The organism is Streptomyces sp. NPDC048257, from assembly GCF_043201855.1.
In the GTDB taxonomy this organism is placed as follows: domain Bacteria; phylum Actinomycetota; class Actinomycetes; order Streptomycetales; family Streptomycetaceae; genus Streptomyces.
Window position 1 is genome coordinate 314190 of sequence record NZ_JBICZI010000004.1, and the last position, 18233, is coordinate 332422.

An 18233-nucleotide genomic window follows, 5' to 3' on the forward strand; every position below is an offset into this window, starting at 1 on the left:
TAGACCCGGGGGCGGCACGGGCGGGAGGTCTCGCCGCGAAGCGGATTATCCTGGCGGGAAACACCCCCTGCACACCCCCATCACGGCACGGAGCCCGACTTGTACTTCACCGATCGCGGCATCGAGGAGCTGGAGAAGCGGCGCGGCGAGGAGGAGGTCACCTTCGAGTGGCTCGCCGAGCAGCTGCGCACCTTCGTCGACCTGAACCCGGACTTCGAGGTCCCGGTGGAACGCCTGGCCACCTGGCTGGCCCGCCTGGACGACGAGGACGACGACTCGGACGACTGATCCGGCCGGCCCGGGCTGCGGATCAGGACCGGCGGGCTGTACGTACTGGCCGGTTCTGTCCGCCGGCGAGGTCGTCGAGCAGGGCGCGAGCCGCCATGAGGAGCGGGGTCACCTCGCGGATCCGGGCGACCAGGCTCTCCTCCGCGCTGGTGCTCCGCCAGCAGCCCACCGGGTCGTGGTGGACGCCCCACGCGTAGTGGCAGAGGCGGCAGTCGGCCATGGGGCCGCCGTACATGGTCACGATCGGTACCGGCAGCCCGCAGCCGGAGCACCGCACGCGCGCCCGCGCGCACGCGCCGTCGGCGTGGTCCGTCACGTCGCCGCCCCGGCCTCGGCCTCGGCGAGCCGTGCCGCGCCGACGCGGACGAGCAGCCGGACGGCGGCGACGCGGCAGAAGTACGCCCCCGGCCCGGGGGCCGCGGCCCAGTACAGGGACCGGTCGGAACCGGACCGGTCCCGGCCCATGTCGGGCACCCCCAGGTAGGTGCCGTGGCCCAGGCACTCGACCGCGCTCCGGGAGCGCCACCGCTCCGCGGTTCCCGGCTCGACGAGCGCGTAGTGGTTCCGCCCGCGCGCGTCGTGGATGACGGGCCCCTCCAGGGCCAGGGTGAGCGCGAGGTCCACGACACGGTCCTCGATGCTCTGGACAGCGGCGTGGGCGAGGCCGTCGGGGATGCGCACGGCTTCGAAGCGGACCCCGAGCGGCAGTACGGCCACGCCGTGCTCCTGCCACGCGGCGTGCGCCGCCCCGGGCTCACCGAGGCACCGCGCGTACCAGTCGGCCGTTTCCTTCGAGAACACGGCGGCTCCCTACCATCGTCAGCGGGTGATGGTAAGAGCGTAGGAATCGGATCGTGCGGCTCGAAGTGACTCCCGGTACCGGTACTTTGGTGATATTTGGTGGGCTGAAGGGGCGTCATGGGCGCACATGCGGACTTCACCCTGACCCCTGGTCAGGGAACCCGGCAGCGCGGTCGTGGTGGCGTCGTTTCCGGGTACGTTTTCCGGGTGATCCGAGAGCACCTGGATCACACCCAGGAGTCCTTGGCCGAGGCCTTCAGCGTCTCCGTCGACACCGTCGCGGGCTGGGAGTCGGGCCGGCGGCCACTGGGTTCGCTGGCGGTGGGGCAGATGCTCGCGCATCGCCACCGGCTCATGGGCATGGGCGCGAGCCCCGCACTGCTCCTCGCCCTCGAGAAGGCGCTGGAGGCGGACCTACTCCTGACCGGCGCGCTCACCGACGACGGGGCTACGGGTAACAGCCCCCTCGGTACGTGGGTCATGCAGCGCGATCTCGTCGAGGTACTGGTCTGGCCGCTGAACGGAGTGGTCCCCGAGCCGATGCGCGCCCACCGGACCCCGGCCAGGCCACGCCGAGGCCCCGCCCCCAACGGACCTGAACTGTCGGCGGAAGACCGGCGGCTGTTCTTCCGGTGCATGCGCCGGACTGCCGAGGAAGCCCGGAGCGGCGAGTTCCTCCTCCGCCGTCAGGCCCTCTATCTGGCCGGCTACGACGACGCTCCGGACACCTCTGTGTGGCTCGCGGAGCAGCAGCGGGGGGAGCGGTCGCAGGACTGGCTCACCCGCTGGCTGGGCGCCCGTTCCGTTGCCGCCGTCGCGGCCCGCCAGGGCGACCACGACCGCATGCTGCACTTCATCTCCACCACGCTGGACGACGACGCGGGGGAGGTGGCCAACCTGAACTACTGGGCCTACTGGCTCGGCGAGAGCCCGCACCTCCAGCTTTCGGACGACTTCATCGCCGCACCCGGCCCCGGGCCCTGGCACGGCCACAGGCTGTTCCAGCACCTCGTGAGCGGACTCGCGCCCCGTCAGGGCTTCCTGGAGCTGAACGTCCACACCCTGTGGGCTCTGCTCGCCGCGCGCCCCACTCTGCTGCGCCCGGCTTCCGCCACGGGACGCGCACTCCGGGACCGGCTGCCCGTGCTGTTGGATGGCACTGGGCTCTCATCGCGCGCACGGCGGGAGCTGGAAGGCATTCGGTACGCGATCCGCCTCGCCGAGGCATGAAGGAGAGACACAGTGGGTGACGACCTGTCCGCGGTGGCCGGCTTCCTCTACGAAGCGGGGACGCTCAAGCACACGCGCCGCACGGGCTGGTGGATGGCCGGCGTCAACGATCCGGAGAGCGTCGCCGAGCACTCCTGGCGTACGTCCCTCATCGCGTCGATCATCGCGAAACTGGAAGGTGCCGATCCCGCACGGGCGGCGTTCCTCGCCGTCTGGCACGACACCCAGGAGACCCGCACCGGGGATGTGAACCACCTCGGGAAGAAGTACGCGACCAGCGCCGACCCGGTGGCGGTGACGGCCGACCAAGTCGCCGGCATGCCGGAGCCGCTCGCCTCGGCGATTCGCGAACTCGTCGCCGAGTACGAGGCCAAGGACTCGCCGGAGGCCGTCTGCGCCCGCGACGCCGACAAGCTGGAGTGCATGCTCCAGGGCATCGAGTACAAGGCCCAGGGGCACGCCGGCGCTCAGCGGTGGATCGACAACAGCAGGGCCCGCCTCACGACGGAGACCGGACAGCGGCTGGCTGACGAGCTGCTGAGCCAGGATCCCCTCGCCTGGTTGCGGACCGTCCTCGGCGAGCAGGCCTGAGGTCCGGCAGACCCTGACGCACAACGGCCCGGCCGCTTGGAGCGGTCGGGCCGTTGTCGTGTGCGCTCTGGCCGGCAGCGCGGGAAGAGCCTCGGGCGCCCAGGGTCAGGCGGCCTTGGTCTCCCAGAAGATGCGGTCGATCTCGGCGATGAGCTCGAGAGCCTTGGCGCCGGTCGCCGGGTCGTTCGACGCCTTGGCGGCCGAGAGGGCCTTCAGGGTGTCGTTGACCAGGGTGTGGAGCTGCGGGTACTTCTCGAAGTGCGGGGGCTTGAAGTAGTCGCTCCACAGCACCGAGACGTGGTGCTTGGCGAGCTCGGCGCGCTGCTCCTTGATGGTGATGGCGCGCGCGCGGAAGTCGGCGTCTTCGTTGGCCTGGTACTTCTCCTGCACGGCCTTGACGGACTCGGCCTCGATGCGGGCCTGGGCAGGGTCGTACACGCCGCACGGAAGATCGCAGTGGGCGGAGACCTTCGCCTTGGGGGCGAAGAGGCGGGAAAGCATGGAGTTTGTCCTCCTCGTGATCGTCTTCTCAAGGGGGAGATTACTCGCTGAACAACCGGATTTCGCGGGCGCCCCCGTGGGCTTAGGACAAAAGTCCAGGGTCGCGGCCGGACCGGTGAGCGAATGTACGGGCCCGTGCGGCAGCATGCGGGGGTGACGAGGAGGACACGCATGGTGGAGAACGGGCGCCCGCGGAAGCGGTTCGAGGTGGTGGAGGTGACGGGGGCGTCGATGGTGCCGACGCTGCTGCACGGCGACCGGCTGGTGGTCCGGTACGGGGCTGCGGTCCGGCCGGGTGACGTGGTCGTGCTGCGCCATCCCTTCCAGCAGGACCTGCTGGTGGTCAAGCGCGCGGTGGAGCGGCGGCCGGGCGGCAGCTGGTGGGTGCTGGGCGACAACCCGTACAACGAGACCGGCGACAGCACCGTCTACGGGCCGGTGCCCGGGGAGCTGGTGCTGGCGACGGCGGTGCTGCGCTTCCGGCCGCGCGAGGAGGATCAGCGTTCGCTGAGGGCCCGGCTGTCCTGGGCGGCCTCGGCGCTGCGCCCGCTGCTGGCGGACGCCTCTGCCTCCAGTCGCTTGCGGGCGCGGTAGGCGGCCACGTTCGCCCGGGTGGCGCAGCGGTCGGAGCAGTAGCGCCGGGAGCGGTTGGTGGAGGTGTCGAGGTAGGCGTTGCGGCAGGGCGCGGCCTGGCACAGGCCGAGGCGGTCGGGGCCGTGCTCGGTGAGGGCGAAGGCCAGGCCCATGGCCGCCATGGCGGCGTAGCCGGCGGAGGCGTTCGAGGGGTGCTCGGCGAGGTGGATGTGCCAGTCGGGGCGGCCGTCGTCGTCGAGGGTCTCGTGGCCGGAGACCTGGGGGCTGACGGGGAACTCCATGAGCAGGGAGTTCAGCAGGTCGACCGCGAGGACGTGGTCGCCGCCGCCGGCGGCCTCGAAGACGGAGCGCAGGCGGCCGCGGACGTTGCGGAAGCGGGTGACGTCGCCGTCGGTGACGCGGCGGGCCATCTGCAGGCTGGCGCCGAACAGGGCGCGGACGGCGTCCACGGAGGTGAGCGAGTCCTTGTTGCGGGCCGGCTCCTCGGTGTTGACCAGGCGCACGGCGAAGTCCGAGTAATGGGCCAGTTCCACTTGTAGTCCTTACGGCTGCGGATTAGCGTCTCCGGTAACAGCTGAGACGTATTCGAGGGTATTACGTATTGCGTAGGGAGGGGTTCGGGATGACGGACATGACGGGCACGGCGGACACGACCGAAGCGGCGGGCACGACCGACTGGCAGGCCTGGCAGGACAGCTGGGACCGGCAGCAGGAGTGGTACATGCCCGACCGCGAGGAGCGGTTCCGCGTGATGCTGGACATGGTCGAGGCACTCGTGGGACCCGCCCCCCGGCTGCTGGACCTCGCATGCGGTACGGGAAGTATTACGGACCGCGTCCTCAAGCGGTTCCCGGAAGCCACCAGTACGGGGGGCGATCTCGACCCGGTTTTGTTGACCATCGCCGAAGGGCACTTCGCCGGGGACGAGCGGCGACGCGCGAGCGGACAGACGTGAGCCCCGCCCGGCTGCCTCGGGGGCTGACGGGCGGGGCTGCCTACAGGTCCGCGCGCGCCTAGCGAAGCGCCGCGAGTACCCGCTGCCGCAGCGTTTCGTCCGTGATCGTGTCCACGCTGCGCCACGCGTACCCGCTCACCTCTTCCGCCTGAAGCGTGACGGCATGATCACCTTCGAGCCGGAACAGATACCGGAAGTCGAAGTGCTGATGCGCGGGCTCCCCCTTGCTCTCGTTCGCCGGAATGGGGTGCACGTCGATGTGAGTCGGCACCGGGCGGAGGGGTGAGACGCTGAGGGCGAGGCCGGTTTCCTCGATCAGCTCTCGGAGCGCAGCACCCATCAGGCTTGTGTCCTCGGGCTCAAGGTGCCCGCCCTTAGGAACAGTTCAGCTGTCTCAGAGACCCTGCTGTCTCACTGGAGCGACGGGAGCCTCCCCATCCGCGTTCGGCGAATCACGCCCGTGGATGTCTCAGTTTTCAGCCCAAGCGTTATTGGTTCGTGACCATCGACATCGGGGCCGCCAGCGCTTACGCGCCCGACCTGAACCCAGTCGAAGGCGTCTGGGCGCACGTCAAGCGCAGCCTGGCCAACCTCGCCGTCATGGCCCTCGACCGACTCGAAACCCTCGTCCGCAACCGTCTTAAACGGCTTCAATACCGGCCCGACACCCTCGACGGCTTCATAGCAGGCACCGGCCTGACCCTCGACGCCCCGGCATCACCTTGACGAGTCGAAGTCAGTAGCACGGTGATCGGCATGTGGGGCGGGCACGTCATCCAACGGCGCTGGATGCCGCGCGCCGCCGCCGTGCTCGGGCCACCGTCTTCATGACCGGCAGAAGCAGGAACAACACGGCGCCCGCGCCGGTCGAGGCGGCTAGCAAGGTCGCCCCACCGCCCTCCACGTCGGCCGCGGCGGCGACCGTCTGCGGATCGTCCGCCCGGTACCGGACGGTGAGGTGCGCGCCCACGGGGTATTTGCTGCCACTACTGCCTGGGGGCAAGGCCGCCACGACGGTGCGGTCCTGCGCCTCGAAGGCGACCTTGCACTGTCCCAGCGCGCACGTGCCGCGGGTATGCATGGTGGCGTCGGCGCGCACACCGTCGCGGAGCGAGCGCTGATGCTGGGCCTGGGGAATCAGTACCAGGGCCGACAGTGCGCCCAGGAGTAGCGCGAGACCGAGCCACACGAAGACTTCCGTACGGTGCCCGGCGCCTGCACGTACCGTCTCGTCCACCATGTTCCCTACCCCCCGTATGCCCTGCTCACGTACGAGGCAACAGTATCTGGGGCTCCGCGGCGGGGTCACCGGCTGCTGGCGGCACCCATGAGCCGGTCCGGTTGCCGGACATCGGCAGGACGGGTGGCCCGAGCGACCCCGTTGCCACGGTCGTCCATACAGCCAGCACCTCAAGCCCATCAGGCACTTCGCCAAGGTTCACCCTGACAAGCCGAAGTCAGTAAGGAGGCGAACGCGCACGCGGTGAAGCTCGAAGGCGGCGAGGAGATAGTGCCGCAGGTCAAGTTGCTCACCCGGTCCGGCATCCCGGTGATGGCGCACATCGGCTTCACCCCGCAGCAGGAGCACAACCTCAGCGGCTACCGCGTGCAGGGCCGCGGCGAAGGCGCGCAGCGGGTGATCGCCGCGGCGAAGGCGCTGGAAGCCGCCGGGGCGTTCGCGCTGCTGATCGAGATGGTGCCAGGGGAGGTCGCCGCGGAGATCACGAAGACCGTGGCGATTCCCACGGTCGGCATCGGGGCCGGGAAGGACTGCGACGCGCAGGTGCTGGTCTGGCAGGACATGGCCGGGCTGCGCACCGGACGACTTCCTCGCTTCGTGAAGCAGTACTCCGACCTGCACGGAGTACTTCTCAAGACCGCCCAGGAATACGCGGCGGACGTGGCTGCGGGAACCTTCCCGGGACCGGAGCACACCTTCTAGCGGGGCGGCGCCGCTGCCGGCCACGCGCGGGGGTATGGCACCCGCAGCGCATCCGGCGCGACCGGGGTGTGGTCGGCGGCGGCGTGGAGACGTCCGTCGCGAAGCACGACGGCGCCGCTGCGGAGCATCGTGGCGGTCAGCTCGGCGGCGAGCGCCTCGGGTGTGAGCTCCAGGAGCTGTGCCGCATCCGTCAGCCACGCCCGCGCATGCAGGTAGGGCTCGACCTCGTCGGCTGGGATGCCGCCGCGGATCATCAGGGCGAAGGCGAAGATCCTTCGGGCGCCGTACCAGACGGCTCCGTCGGGGTCGTCGACGAGGCGCTGGGCGCGGCGCAGCGCGGTGCTGAACGCGGCCGTGGGGTCGGCGGGTATCGGGCCGTGGGAGGGAAGGAGCACGCGCGGGGCGAGGTCCGCCATCCGCTTGAGGGAGGCGAGCGCGGTGGTGGCCGCGTCGAGCCCGTCGAGGGCGAGGTTCACCCAGCCGACGTCGTAGTCCGACAGACCGTCCCCGACCACGAGGAGCCGCTCCTCCGGCTGCCAAAGCGCCAGATGGCCGGGGGTGTGCCCGGGCGTGCGGACGACCTCCCAGTCGGCGTCGCCGAGCCGGAGGATCTGTCCGTCGTCGAGCGCGAGGCCGACGGTGTACGGGGCGACCGGCTGGTCGAGGTACTCAGCCACGCAGCAGCCCGGGTCCCTGCGGGAGATCGCCTCGGCCTCGGGTGCTCCGGCCGCGATGGCAGCGCCGTACGCCTGGAGGAGGGCGTTGCCGCCGACGTGGTCGGAGTGCCAGTGGGTGTTCACGACCAGGTCAACGGTCCCGGCGTGCGCGCGTGCCCAGGCGGCCGTCTGTTCTGCGTGGCCGACGAACCCGCTGTCGACCAGGGCCGGTTGCCGTCCGTGCAGCAGGAGCGTGTTGGCGTCCGGGAACGGCCGCTGCCGCCAGGTCGCCCAGGACGGTAACGACGGCGCAGGCGGCTGCGGGTTCACTGCTCCGGCCGGTTCACGCGGATCAGCGTCTGCTGCCCATTGGCGACGAGCTTCCGCTCGCCCTCGCCTTGGACTCCGAACACCTCCAACTGGCACACGGTCAGGGTGCGTCCGGACTTCAGGACGGTCCCGATCGCCTCGATGTGGTCACCCGTGGCCGGCGTGAGGAGGTTGATCTTGTACTCGACGGTGAGAACCTCGGTGTTCTCCGGGAACAGCGTGTAGGCGGCGTAGCCGCCGGCGCTGTCCGCGATGGCGCTGGTGGCGCCGGCGTGGAAGTAGCCGTGCTGCTGGGTCACCTCAGGACGGACCGGGAGCACGATGTGCACGCGGCCGGGTGCGATGTGGGTTATCCGTGCACCAAGGTGCGCCATCAGGCCCTGGCGGTCGAAGCTGGCCTGGATGCGCTTCTGCACCTCGGGGCTCGCCTGTTCCTGCTGCGTCTGGTCTTCCACGTGCTCTCCTTCGACGGACATCACGCTCGGTGGCGGGTGGGGCGGTTCGTCAGCCGACCAGGCGTTCCACCAGCAGGAACCCGCCGATGACGATCATCATGGCACCGGAGGCGCGGGTGACGGCCCGGGCGGCCGAAGGCCGGGTTTTCAGCACGGTGCGGGCCAGCACGCCGACGGCGAGGTAGACGAGGGCGCAGGCGGTCATGTGGAGTGTGCCGAGAAGCCCGGTCTGCGCGGCGACGGGCCAGCCGCTCGCGGGGTCGATGAACTGCGGGAACAGCGAGAAGTACAGCAACAGCGCCTTGGGGTTCAGGCCGCTGATCCCGGCTCCCTTGAGCATGATCTGCCCGGACGAGGAAGCCATGGTCTCCGTGGACGCGCCCAGGACCGCCGGCCGGCGCAGGACGCCACAGCCCAGCCACATCAGGTAGGCGGCCCCGGCGACGGTCAGCGCGGTGAGTACGGTCGCCGAGCTTGCCACGATCACCACCAGGCCGGCCACGGCGAGCAGCGTGTATCCCGCGTATCCGGCTATCAGCCCGGCGACCGCCGGGACGACCGACCTGCCTCGCAGGCCCGCCGAGATCGCGTAGGCCCAGTCCGCGCCCGGCGTGAACACCAGCAGCAGATCCACTACCAGGAAAGCCGCCACCGTCGTCGTATCCATGGATCGATCCCTCTCATGCTTCTTTGCTCTGAGAGGGAAGATTAGGTGGAGATCGTCCGAAGGTGTTTCTGTATTTCCCTCGATTATTAGACAAGTGAGGGAGAATCTTCTCCATGGATGCCCTTGATCGGAGAATTCTTACCGAGCTGCAGCTGGACGGCCGTCTGACGGTGACCGAGCTGGCCGCCCGCGTGGGACTGAGCGTCTCGCCGTGCCACCGGCGCCTGCGCGATCTCGAGAAGACGGGCGCGATCCGCGGCTACCGCGCCGTCGTGGACGCGGCCGCCGTCGGCCTGGACTTCGAAGCCCTGGTCTTCGCCACCCTGCGCTGGGAGGACCGCGACACCGTCTCCGCCTTCGAGGAGGCCGTGGCCGCAGTCCCGCACGTGATCCAGGCCCAGCGCCTGTTCGGCGAACCCGACTACCTCCTGCGCGTCGCCACCGCCGACCTGACCGCCTTCCAGCAGCTCTACGACCAGCAGCTGGCTAGGCTGCCGGGAGTCCAGCGCCTGACCTCCACTCTCGTCATGAAGAACGTCGTCCACGACCGCCCGCTGCCCGAGTAGCCATCCCGGCGCACGGGATAGCAGGGCCAGCTATTGCGCACATTCGAGCTGGTGGCCAGGGAATTTCCCAGATCGGTCGCGGTTCGTCGTGCGGCATCGGCTCGGCGGTTCGGGAGATCACTCCATCCGGGGGCCAGCGGCTGGCAGGACAGCGACTCGGCCGTGGCGCTTGCGGTTTACCTGCTCCTTGAAACCGAGGTTCTCGTGGTAGAGGTTGGCGGTCACCGTGGCAAGCCCGTCGAGCTTGCCCTGCAGCTGCGTGGCCCGTTCGGTGATTTCCCGCCGGACGGGCTGCGGCCTTCCCGCCGAATGGGGCGAGTCCGCAGTAGAAGTCGATGCGAGTCCCGTGGACGTTCGGGCTACGTGTGGCAACGGGAGGGACACCGGCACACACTGGAAGCACTTCGGATAACCGACCCCTTCACCGGCCCCTCGTCCATGACCGCCGAGGCGTCATTACGAGGTTGATCGGTGAACTTGATGCGGAAGTTGCTCCGACTCATCACGACTGCCATCACTGAGATCGGCTGGCGTTGGGGCTCAAACGGTTGCCCAGACAACGAAATGCGCCCAGCACCTAACCCACCCAGGGAGCGCCCATGAGCGCCACAGAAGAAAACCCGCTTCACACCCCGGAAGAGAAAATTCAGTGCGAGCTGAAATCGGAGAATTTCACGGCTGTAGCAGCCTTGCGCAGCGATGGCCGGCGGAAGGTTACTGTCACGGGGCGGCTCTCCTGCCCTTCCGCGGGCTTCAAGTTGCGCCTAGAGACCGACAATCCAGGATTCAACCCGAAGCCGAACGTGCTTGTACTTAAAGTAGTCGAGGAGGAGCCGGACGGCGTGGTGGTACCGGTTGTCACCGAAACCGAAGTGTCGCAGGATTCCAGTGACTTCTTGGTTGGACCGGAGAAAGACACCATTGAAATCAGGACTTTGCGCATCTATTTCCCAATTGCGGATGGGTAGGTCAGATCAGAACTGGACGCGGACGGCCCCGAAATCCTCGCGTGGCTGCGTCAGTGACAACTGACTCCAGTGGTAGGTCAGCTCTGACTCCGCTTAGGGGTGTCAGGAGCAAGATCTGAATGTGGGAAGTGACTCCACTTTGGATCTTTGTGAGCGGCCGTTTCGACGGATCTCGGTCGGGGCGGGAAGGAACCTCGCCGTTGAGTCGCGGGGGCCAGCGACAGCATCAGGTACTGAGATCACCTTGTCCGGCGCGAGCCCGACGGACGTTGTCCAGGTGTCGCGCCTGCCGCCGTGTGAGCAACTCGTCGATCGGTTCGAGCACGCGGTCCCATGCGCGTTCAGCTTCCGCCGAGTCGAGGGGGCTTTGCGCATAGTCCTGAGCTGCGTTGATGGCCTGGTCATAGAGGGCAAGGTCTTCTGGAAGCGCGGTTGAACGCTCGCGCCGGAACCACTTGATCAGCCACGGTATGTCTCGAGACCAGTTCGGGTTCGCCAATGATCGCGCCCGCAGGTATCCCAATTGGTCCCACCATCGGCGACTGTGCCACTTCCGCGAGTTTGCTGGCGGCAGGCCGTGAGGTAGGTCCTTCATGGTGGCATCTTGCCTGGTGACGGTGTCATCGGGCGATGGGTTATCCCACGTGCTTCGGTCGCCTGCCCTCATCGATCGGACGGATGTATGCCTCGCCGGTGGCGAGGATCAAGCCGACCCTCGTGACGTGCGGCTTTGCGGCGGTTCCTGAAGTCGGGCGGGTGTCCGGGCCCGAGCTTGTCCCGACCCGACCCCAATGCTGCGTCAACTCGCCGCTGCCGCAGCTTCGGCGCGGGCCCGCGTGACGGCCAGGCGGTAGGAATCGGTTCCGGTCTCGATGATGTTGCCGCCGAACGTGAGCCGGTCCACGATGGCCGCGCAGAGCCGGGGATCGGTGAAGGTCTTGGTCCAGCCTCCAGAGGATCACCTCGACGTGATCGACCTTGGCCGCGGGGTGCAGGCGGACGAACTGGTACCCGTACCGGTTCTTCTGCTTGGGCTGTCCGGCGGAACGGGCACGCTTGGTCTCGCCCGGTTGCGCTTCCGGATGGCACGCAGCTCCATCCGGGCCCCGAAGGACTCCATGGACCAGCGCATCTCGTCGTTGGGGTCGTCCAGGTTCCACGGACCCTCGTGACCGTACGTGATCAGCAGACGGCCGGACTCGTGGACCGTGTAGGCCGTGTTCAGTACGTCCCTCTGGTTACGGCCGATCCGGTCGACGGCTGAGCCGGTGATCCCGTCGTACGGGCCCATCTCGTCCCGCAGCCAGGGGCCGAGCTGCGGCGCGCCATCGGGTCAGCGGCGCCCGAGACTTCCCGGTCGTCGGCCCACGCGATGACGCGGCCCCCCACGGCGGCAACGGCGCTGAGCACCTGGTCCAACTGCTTCTCGGGGCTGTTGGTCGAGTCCTTCAGGCGAGAGAGGCGACGTACCCCCACCAGGCACTTTCCGCATCCGTCGTACTCACTCGTGATCATGCGGTTCATCTTGCGCGATCTCGCTTCCCGCACGCATGTGCGTTGTGCGGGATCTCCCGACGGCCACCGCCCTGCACTGGCTGCCGAGCAAGGAGCAGGCGGCCGTGTACGGGTAGCTCGCCCCGCTGGTGGCCCCGGGCGGGGTGTTCATGAACGCCGACCACATGCCCGACCCGGCCACCCCGCGCATCGACGCCGCCGAGCACGCCCACCGGCACGCCGCCATGGACCGGGCCAAGGCGGCCCGGGGCGGTGGACTGGCGCGAGTGGTGGGCCCTGGCGGCGCCGATCCGGCGCTGGCCGAGCAGGTGAGGCAGCGCTTCGCGATCTACGGCGAGCACGCGGACGGCGACACCCCCTCCGCGGCCTGGCACGCCGAGACCCTGCGCGCCGCGGGCTTCGCGGAGGCCCGTACGGTCTGGCGCTCCCCCTCGGACGCGCTGGTCCTAGGGCTGAAGTAGGAAGAAGCAGAAAGCGGAAGCAAGAGGGAACGCGACGGAGGGGCGGTACGGGAATCCCGTACCGCCCCTCACCGTCCGCCGGTGCGTGGTGGAACTACAGCACCTTGGACAGGAATGCCTTGGTGCGGTCGTGCTGGGGGTTGCCCAGGACCTCGCGGGGGTGGCCCGACTCGACGACGACGCCGCCGTCCATGAAGACGAGGTTGTCGCCGACCTCGCGGGCGAAGCCCATCTCGTGGGTGACCACGATCATGGTCATGCCCGACTCGGCCAGGTCCCGCATGACGTCCAGGACGTCACCCACCAGCTCCGGGTCGAGCGCCGAGGTCGGCTCGTCGAAGAGCATCAGCTTCGGCTCCATGGCCAGCGCGCGAGCGATCGCCACGCGCTGCTGCTGCCCGCCGGAGAGCTGGGTGGGGTAGTTCCCGCCCTTGTCGCCGAGGCCGACGCGGTCCAGGAGCTTGACGGCGCGCTCGCGCGCCACCGCCTTCGACTCGCCCTTGACCATGACCGGGGCTTCCATGACGTTCTCGATGGCCGTCATGTGCGGGAAGAGGTTGAAGCGCTGGAAGACCATGCCGATGTCCCGGCGCTGGGCCGCGACCTCGCTGTCCTTCAGCTCGTAGAGCTTGTCGCCCTTCTGGCGGTAGCCGACGAGGTTCCCGTCGACGTACAGCCGTCCGGCGTTGACCTGCTCCAGGTGGTTGATGCACCGCAGGAAGGTCGACTTGCCGGAGCCGGACGGGCCGACCAGACAGAAGACCTCACGCGGGGCGACCTCCAGGTCGATGCCCTTGAGGATGTGCGCCGCACCGTAGGACTTGTGGACGCCCTCGGCCTTCACCATGGCAGTCGTCATCAGGCCACCGCCTTGCGGTTCGAGAAGCTGGACAGTTTCGCCTTGATCTTCTGCAACGGCGTGGGCGGCAGCGAGCGGAGCGCACCGCGGGCGTAGCGGCGCTCCAGGTAGTACTGGCCGACGCTGAACACGCTGGTCAGGGCGAGGTACCAGATCGACGCGACGAAGAACATCTCCATCACCGCGAACGACGTGGACGCGATGTCCTGGGCCGCGCGCAGCAGGTCGAAGTACTGCACGGCCACGACGAGCGACGAGGTCTTGAGCATGTTGATGAACTCGTTGCCCGACGGCGGCACGATCACCCGCATGGCCTGCGGCAGGACGACACGGCGCATGGTCTGCAGCCGGGTCATGCCGAGCGCGTGCGAGGCCTCGGTCTGGCCCTCGTCGACCGACTGGATGCCGGCCCGGACGATCTCCGCCATGTACGCGCCCTCGTTGAGGCCCAGACCCAGCAGGGCGGCCAGGAAGGGGGTCATGACCTGGGTCATCTCGTCCTTGTAGAACCCGAGGTTCAGGATCGGGAAGATCAGGGCGAGGTTGAACCAGATGAGGAGCTGCACGTACACCGGGGTGCCGCGGAACAGCCAGATGTAGAACCAGGCGATGGTGCTGGTCACCGGGTTCTTCGAGAGGCGCATGACGGCGAAGAGGACACCGAGCACCAGGCCCAGGGCCATCGAGGCGACGCTGATCCAGATCGTGTTGCCGACACCACGCAGGACGGTGGGGTCGAACAGCTTCTCCGGCACGGTCGCCCAGCGCACGTTGCCCTGCGAGAAGGCCATCGCGAGCGCCACGACCAGGCCGATGACGACCACGGCGCTGATCCAGCGACCGTAGTGGCGGACCGGGATGGCGCGGATCGCCTCGGGGGGTACGGCCCCGGCCGACGGGGTTTCCGCCGGGCCCGGGACCTTGTCGAGCTTGTCAGTCACAGTGACTGCCCTTCAGTGTGCTGCGGTGGTACGCGGAGGTCAGGAACCGGCGTTGATCTTGGCCTCGGTCACGGCGCCGGAGCCCGCGTTCCACTTGTCCAGGGCGGCCTTGTACGAGCCGTCCTTGATGACGGCGTCGAGGGCTTCCTTGAGCGCGTCGCGCAGCTCGGTGTTCTTCTTGTCCACCGCGATGCCGAAGAGGCCGGCGTCGGTCGGGTTGGCGATGGCCTCGAAGTCGTTGCCGCCGCCGGCGGTCTGCGCGATGTACGCGGCGACCGGGGAGTCGTTCAGGTCGGCGGCGGCACCGCCGGCCTTCACGCGGGTCTGGGCCTCGGCGTCGGTCGGGAAGGACTCGATCTTGAGCTCGCCCTTGCCGTCCGTCTTGCACTTCTCGGCCTGGGTCTTGGCGGACTCCTCGTACGTGGTGCCGCGCTGCACGGCGACCGTCTTGCCGCACAGGTCGTCGAGGGTCTTGATGCCCTGGGGGTTGCCCTTCTTGACCAGGATGCCGGTCGAGGCGGAGAAGTAGTCGACGAAGTCGACACCGGCACCGGTCTTGGCGCCCTTGTCGTCCAGGCCCTCCTGACGGGCCTTGGTGTCGGTGAGCGAGGACATGACCAGGTCGCTGCGACCCGTCTGCATGCTGCCGATCAGGGTGTCGAAGGTGCCGGACTCGAACTTGAACTGCACGCCGAGCTGCTTGCTCAGGGCCGCCGCCACGTCGGGGTCGACGCCGACGATCTTGCCACCCTCGGTGAACTCCATCGGCGCGTAGGTGGCGTCCGTGCCGACCTTGATCACACCAGCGTCCTGGATCTTCTTCGGGAGCTTGGAGAAGAGCGGCGCGCTGCTGTTGTTCGCCGCGCCCGACGGGGTGCTGGAAGCCTTGTCGGTCTGGTCACCACAGCCGGTGAGGATCAGGGCGCCGGCAACCGCGATCGCGCCGACCGCGGCGATCCGGGACCGTGCGGCGGTCGTACGACGGGTGGTGCTAGCGGTCATGGCTTGGTTCCTCCGGCGCTGGTGGAAAAGCATCGAAAAACGGTCGGGCACGCACCATCGAGTGTCGCGACCTTGTGTGATTACGGCATCTTGCCATTCGGACTGAGACATTCAGGGTGCCCGTCAGGTCAAAATCGCATAACGGGCGGTGGGGGTAGCCCAACAGGACTGCGGGGAAGGGGGTTCGAGGCCGCAGATACTGCTGTGACCTGCTGTTTTCGCCGCAGTTTCTACGGAGCGTCTCGCCTGCCGGACAGCAAGGTTTGGACTTTTCACCAAAAGCCGGGCAGGGGGCCTACAGTTGAGCGGGAATCGACTCGTCTGGGCGAGCGTTCTTCGGGTAGAACAGATCCTTACACCCCTCATCCGGGGCTCAGGGCGCGCGTGCGGCGCGCCCGCGCGTACGAACCTCCCCTTCGCGGAGACGGGCCAACCGTTGACGCGGAGTACGGACGCGGTGCCCGCCCACCCCTTAACCAGGAGTGGCCACCCTCAACGATTCAAAGGACTTAAGGGGTCACACGAAGTGGCAGCGGAAATCTTCAACCCTCGCAGTGACAGCGTCACGGACAACAACCCGGACGCGGTGTTCGCGCTGCACCGGGGCGGCAAGATGGCCATCCAGGCCACAGTGCCGGTCACCAACAAGGATGACCTCTCCCTCGCGTACACGCCCGGCGTGGCGAAGGTGTGCAGTGCCATCGCCGAGCAGCCGGAGCTGGTGAACGAGTACACCTGGAAGTCCAACGTGGTCGCCGTCGTCACCGACGGTACGGCCGTGCTCGGACTCGGTGACATCGGTCCCGAGGCCTCCCTCCCCGTCATGGAGGGCAAGGCCATTCTCTTCAAGCAGTTCGGTGGCGTGGACGCGGTTCCGATCGCGCTCGCCACCAAGGACACGGACGAGATCATCGAGACGGTCATCCGTCTCGCTCCGTCCTTCGGCGGGGTCAACCTGGAGGACATCTCCGCCCCCCGCTGCTTCGAGATCGAGCGGCGCCTCCAGGAGGCGCTGGACATCCCGATCTTCCACGACGACCAGCACGGCACGGCCATCGTGACGCTCGCCGCGCTGCGCAACGCCGCGAAGCTGACGGGTCGCACCCTCGGCGACCTGCGCGCCGTGATCTCGGGTGCGGGCGCGGCCGGTATCGCCATCGCCAAGATCCTGGTGGACGCGGGCATCGGTGACGTCTGCGTCACCGACCGCAAGGGCGTCGTGTCCGCGGACCGCTCCGACCTGACGGACGTCAAGGCGGAGATCGCGGGCCTGACGAACAAGACCGGCCAGACCGGCTCCCTGGAAACCGCGCTGAACGGCGCGGACGTCTTCATCGGCGTCTCCGGCGGTACGGTCCCGGAGGAGGCGGTGGCCTCGATGGCGAAGGACGCCTTCGTCTTCGCCATGGCCAACCCGAACCCGGAGGTCCACCCGGACGTCGCGCACAAGTACGCGGCGGTCGTGGCCACGGGCCGCTCGGACTTCCCGAACCAGATCAACAACGTGCTGGCGTTCCCGGGCATCTTCGCGGGCGCCCTCAAGGTGCGCGCCACCCGGATCACCGAGGGCATGAAGATCGCCGCCGCCGACGCCATCGCCGGTGTCGTGGGTGACGAGCTCGCCGCCGACTACGTGATCCCGTCGCCGTTCGACGAGCGCGTCGCCGAGGCCGTCGCGTCGGCCGTCGCCGCCGCGGCGAAGGCCGACGGCGTGGCCCGCCTGGTCTGACCGCTGATCTGAGCAGTACGCGAGAGGCCCGACCGGATCCACTCCGGCCGGGCCTCTGCCGTTCCCCCGCGCCGCCCGCCCGGCGCAGCCCGGTGCGGCCCGGTGCCGCCCGCCCCGCGGCCCGCTGCGGCCGGTGCGACGAAGACCTCACGGCCACGGTCGCCGGAAGGCTGGAACCCTGCCCTACCGAGCGGTAGCGTCGCGGCATGTTCGCTGCCTACGCCGCCCGAATCGACCGTGACCAGCCGCTGAACGGCCTTGAGCTGGGCGACCGCCCGGCTCCCGAGGCCCGGCCCGGCTGGGTGACCGTGAACGTCAAGGCCGCCTCCCTCAACCACCACGACCTGTGGTCGCTGCGCGGGGTGGGCCTCGGCGAGGAAAGACTCCCGATGATCCTCGGCTGCGACGCCGCCGGGATCGACCAGGACGGCAACGAGGTCGTCCTGCACTCCGTGATCGGCCAGAGCGGCCACGGGGTCGGCCCGGACGAGCCCCGCTCGATCCTGACCGAGCGCTACCAGGGGACCTTCGCCGAGCAGGTGACCGTCCCCGCCTGGAACGTGCTGCGCAAGCCCGCCGAGCTGACCTTCGAGGAGGCCGCCTGCCTGCCGACGGCCTGGCTGACGGCGTACCGGATGCTGTTCACCAACGCCGGGGTCCGCCCGGGCGACTCCGTCCTGGTGCAGGGCGCGGGCGGCGGTGTCGCGACCGCCGCGATCGCCCTCGGCAAGGCGGCCGGCCTGCGGGTCTTCGCGACGAGCCGGGACGAGGCCAAGCGCAAGCGGGCCGTGGAGCTGGGCGCGGTGGAGGCGTACGAGCCGGGCGCGCGGCTGCCCCATCGGGTGGACGCGGTGATCGAGACGGTCGGCGCCGCCACGTGGTCCCACTCGGTGAAGTCCCTGCGCCCGGGCGGCACCCTGGTGATCTCCGGCGCCACGAGCGGCGACCGCCCGGCACACGCCGAGCTGACCCGGATCTTCTTCCTGGAGCTGAAGGTGGTCGGCTCGACCATGGGCTCGAAGGACGAACTGGAGGACCTGCTGGCCTTCTGCGCGAGCACCGGGCTGCGGCCGGTCATCGACGAGGTGCTGCCGCTGGACCGGGCGCGCGAGGGGTTCGAGAAGCTCGCGTCGGGCGATCTCTTCGGCAAGATCGTCCTCACCCCCTGATGTCAACTGGGGT

21 protein-coding genes and 6 pseudogenes are annotated in these 18233 nt (G+C 68.9%); 12 read left to right on the top strand and 15 right to left on the bottom strand.

All coding sequences use genetic code 11. The features are described 5' to 3' along the window. The first annotated feature begins 99 nt into the window (after nt 1-99). Nucleotides 100-288, top strand: coding sequence for a DUF6104 family protein (locus tag ACGFZK_RS11925; RefSeq protein WP_030658906.1), 189 nt, complete (start codon nt 100-102; stop codon nt 286-288). Nucleotides 289-310: 22 nt separating this feature from the next. Here the strand turns inward: ACGFZK_RS11925 and ACGFZK_RS11930 are convergent, their stop codons facing one another. Further along, on the bottom strand, nt 311-604 hold the full coding sequence (locus ACGFZK_RS11930) for a hypothetical protein (RefSeq protein ID WP_393848723.1): 294 nt from the start codon (nt 602-604) through the stop codon (nt 311-313). Next, nucleotides 601-1089 carry a hypothetical protein gene (locus ACGFZK_RS11935; RefSeq protein WP_393848724.1) on the bottom strand — a complete coding sequence of 163 codons (489 nt, stop codon included), beginning with the start codon at nt 1087-1089 and terminating at the stop codon, nt 601-603. Before ACGFZK_RS11935 ends, ACGFZK_RS11930 begins: the two co-directional genes overlap by 4 nt. Nucleotides 1090-1206: 117 nt before the next feature. Here ACGFZK_RS11935 and ACGFZK_RS11940 point away from each other — a divergent pair, with 117 nt between their 5' ends. Continuing rightward, nucleotides 1207-2319 carry a helix-turn-helix domain-containing protein gene (locus ACGFZK_RS11940; protein WP_393848725.1) on the top strand — a complete coding sequence of 371 codons (1113 nt, stop codon included), beginning with the start codon at nt 1207-1209 and terminating at the stop codon, nt 2317-2319. A 12-nt stretch (nt 2320-2331) separates the two neighbouring features. Continuing rightward, nucleotides 2332-2910: an HD family hydrolase gene (locus tag ACGFZK_RS11945; RefSeq protein ID WP_393848726.1), complete on the top strand. Its 579-nt coding sequence runs from the start codon at nt 2332-2334 to the stop codon at nt 2908-2910. 105 nt (nt 2911-3015) lie between these two features. Here ACGFZK_RS11945 and sodN read toward each other — a convergent pair whose 3' ends face one another. Beyond that, on the bottom strand, nt 3016-3411 hold the full coding sequence (sodN, locus tag ACGFZK_RS11950) for a superoxide dismutase, Ni (RefSeq protein WP_030009413.1): 396 nt from the start codon (nt 3409-3411) through the stop codon (nt 3016-3018). A 171-nt stretch (nt 3412-3582) separates the two neighbouring features. Between sodN and sodX the strand changes: the two genes are divergently transcribed. After that, nucleotides 3583-4005 (top strand): nickel-type superoxide dismutase maturation protease, encoded by a 423-nt coding sequence (sodX, locus tag ACGFZK_RS11955; RefSeq protein WP_393848727.1) that lies wholly within the window; start codon nt 3583-3585, stop codon nt 4003-4005. On the opposite strand, the gene ACGFZK_RS11960 is transcribed toward sodX, so the two are convergent. Further along, complete coding sequence (locus ACGFZK_RS11960; RefSeq protein WP_393848728.1) at nt 3909-4538, bottom strand: CGNR zinc finger domain-containing protein; 630 nt, start codon at nt 4536-4538, stop codon at nt 3909-3911. The genes sodX and ACGFZK_RS11960 overlap by 97 nt on opposite strands. Nucleotides 4539-4636: 98 nt before the next feature. Here ACGFZK_RS11960 and ACGFZK_RS11965 point away from each other — a divergent pair. Continuing rightward, nucleotides 4637-4936, top strand: a pseudogene (locus ACGFZK_RS11965) (SAM-dependent methyltransferase); the annotation flags it as partial. A gap of 82 nt (nt 4937-5018) precedes the next feature. On the opposite strand, the pseudogene ACGFZK_RS11970 reads toward ACGFZK_RS11965, so the two are convergent. Then, nucleotides 5019-5321, bottom strand: a pseudogene (locus ACGFZK_RS11970) (NUDIX domain-containing protein); the annotation flags it as partial. Nucleotides 5322-5485: 164 nt separating this feature from the next. Here ACGFZK_RS11970 and ACGFZK_RS11975 point away from each other — a divergent pair. After that, nucleotides 5486-5686, top strand: a pseudogene (locus tag ACGFZK_RS11975) (IS630 family transposase); the annotation flags it as partial. A 46-nt stretch (nt 5687-5732) separates the two neighbouring features. Here the strand turns inward: ACGFZK_RS11975 and ACGFZK_RS11980 are convergent. Next, complete coding sequence (locus ACGFZK_RS11980) at nt 5733-6200, bottom strand: DUF3592 domain-containing protein (RefSeq protein WP_393848729.1); 468 nt, start codon at nt 6198-6200, stop codon at nt 5733-5735. A 225-nt stretch (nt 6201-6425) separates the two neighbouring features. On the opposite strand from ACGFZK_RS11980, the pseudogene ACGFZK_RS11985 reads away from it, so the two are divergent. Next, a pseudogene (locus ACGFZK_RS11985) lies at nt 6426-6902 on the top strand (3-methyl-2-oxobutanoate hydroxymethyltransferase); the annotation flags it as partial. On the opposite strand, the gene ACGFZK_RS11990 reads toward ACGFZK_RS11985, so the two are convergent. Genes ACGFZK_RS11990 through ACGFZK_RS12000 form a run of 3 tightly spaced genes read right to left on the bottom strand, consistent with a single transcriptional unit; the run spans nt 6899 to nt 9010 of the window. After that, nucleotides 6899-7888: an MBL fold metallo-hydrolase gene (locus ACGFZK_RS11990; RefSeq protein ID WP_393848730.1), complete on the bottom strand. Its 990-nt coding sequence runs from the start codon at nt 7886-7888 to the stop codon at nt 6899-6901. The pseudogene ACGFZK_RS11985 and the gene ACGFZK_RS11990 sit on opposite strands and share 4 nt — an antisense overlap. Continuing rightward, a complete protein-coding gene (locus ACGFZK_RS11995; RefSeq protein ID WP_393848731.1) occupies nt 7885-8343 on the bottom strand; it encodes a PaaI family thioesterase in 459 nt (152 codons plus the stop codon). Before ACGFZK_RS11995 ends, ACGFZK_RS11990 begins: the two co-directional genes overlap by 4 nt. A gap of 49 nt (nt 8344-8392) precedes the next feature. Next, on the bottom strand, nt 8393-9010 hold the full coding sequence (locus tag ACGFZK_RS12000; protein WP_393848732.1) for a LysE family translocator: 618 nt from the start codon (nt 9008-9010) through the stop codon (nt 8393-8395). Nucleotides 9011-9123: 113 nt separating this feature from the next. Here ACGFZK_RS12000 and ACGFZK_RS12005 point away from each other — a divergent pair, with 113 nt between their 5' ends. Both ACGFZK_RS12005 and ACGFZK_RS12010 read left to right on the top strand, forming a co-directional pair. Continuing rightward, nucleotides 9124-9576: an Lrp/AsnC family transcriptional regulator gene (locus tag ACGFZK_RS12005; protein ID WP_393848733.1), complete on the top strand. Its 453-nt coding sequence runs from the start codon at nt 9124-9126 to the stop codon at nt 9574-9576. Nucleotides 9577-10175: 599 nt separating this feature from the next. Continuing rightward, nucleotides 10176-10544: a hypothetical protein gene (locus ACGFZK_RS12010; protein ID WP_393848734.1), complete on the top strand. Its 369-nt coding sequence runs from the start codon at nt 10176-10178 to the stop codon at nt 10542-10544. Nucleotides 10545-10770: 226 nt separating this feature from the next. Here the strand turns inward: ACGFZK_RS12010 and ACGFZK_RS12015 are convergent, their stop codons facing one another. The 3 genes and pseudogenes from ACGFZK_RS12015 to ACGFZK_RS12025 form a co-directional block, all read right to left on the bottom strand. Continuing rightward, on the bottom strand, nt 10771-11139 hold the full coding sequence (locus tag ACGFZK_RS12015) for a hypothetical protein (protein WP_393848735.1): 369 nt from the start codon (nt 11137-11139) through the stop codon (nt 10771-10773). A 204-nt stretch (nt 11140-11343) separates the two neighbouring features. Next, a pseudogene (locus ACGFZK_RS12020) lies at nt 11344-11502 on the bottom strand (ATP-binding protein); the annotation flags it as partial. Then, on the bottom strand, nt 11503-11835 hold the full coding sequence (locus ACGFZK_RS12025) for a hypothetical protein (RefSeq protein ID WP_393848736.1): 333 nt from the start codon (nt 11833-11835) through the stop codon (nt 11503-11505). 283 nt (nt 11836-12118) lie between these two features. Here ACGFZK_RS12025 and ACGFZK_RS12030 point away from each other — a divergent pair. Beyond that, nucleotides 12119-12520: pseudogene (locus tag ACGFZK_RS12030) on the top strand (SAM-dependent methyltransferase); the annotation flags it as partial. A gap of 94 nt (nt 12521-12614) precedes the next feature. Here ACGFZK_RS12030 and ACGFZK_RS12035 read toward each other — a convergent pair. From ACGFZK_RS12035 to ACGFZK_RS12045, 3 genes are read right to left on the bottom strand one after another with little or no spacing between them, the layout of a single operon-like run. After that, nucleotides 12615-13379, bottom strand: a complete 765-nt coding sequence (locus tag ACGFZK_RS12035) for an amino acid ABC transporter ATP-binding protein (protein ID WP_393848737.1) — start codon at nt 13377-13379, stop codon at nt 12615-12617. After that, nucleotides 13379-14320 (bottom strand): amino acid ABC transporter permease, encoded by a 942-nt coding sequence (locus ACGFZK_RS12040; protein WP_393848738.1) that lies wholly within the window; start codon nt 14318-14320, stop codon nt 13379-13381. Before ACGFZK_RS12040 ends, ACGFZK_RS12035 begins: the two co-directional genes overlap by 1 nt. A 39-nt stretch (nt 14321-14359) precedes the next feature. Next, nucleotides 14360-15322: an ABC transporter substrate-binding protein gene (locus tag ACGFZK_RS12045; RefSeq protein ID WP_393848739.1), complete on the bottom strand. Its 963-nt coding sequence runs from the start codon at nt 15320-15322 to the stop codon at nt 14360-14362. 526 nt (nt 15323-15848) lie between these two features. Here ACGFZK_RS12045 and ACGFZK_RS12050 point away from each other — a divergent pair. Continuing rightward, nucleotides 15849-17051: an NADP-dependent malic enzyme gene (locus ACGFZK_RS12050; protein ID WP_393848740.1), complete on the top strand. Its 1203-nt coding sequence runs from the start codon at nt 15849-15851 to the stop codon at nt 17049-17051. A 206-nt stretch (nt 17052-17257) separates the two neighbouring features. Continuing rightward, a complete protein-coding gene (locus ACGFZK_RS12055) occupies nt 17258-18220 on the top strand; it encodes a zinc-binding dehydrogenase (RefSeq protein WP_393848741.1) in 963 nt (320 codons plus the stop codon). Nucleotides 18221-18233 lie beyond the last annotated feature (13 nt).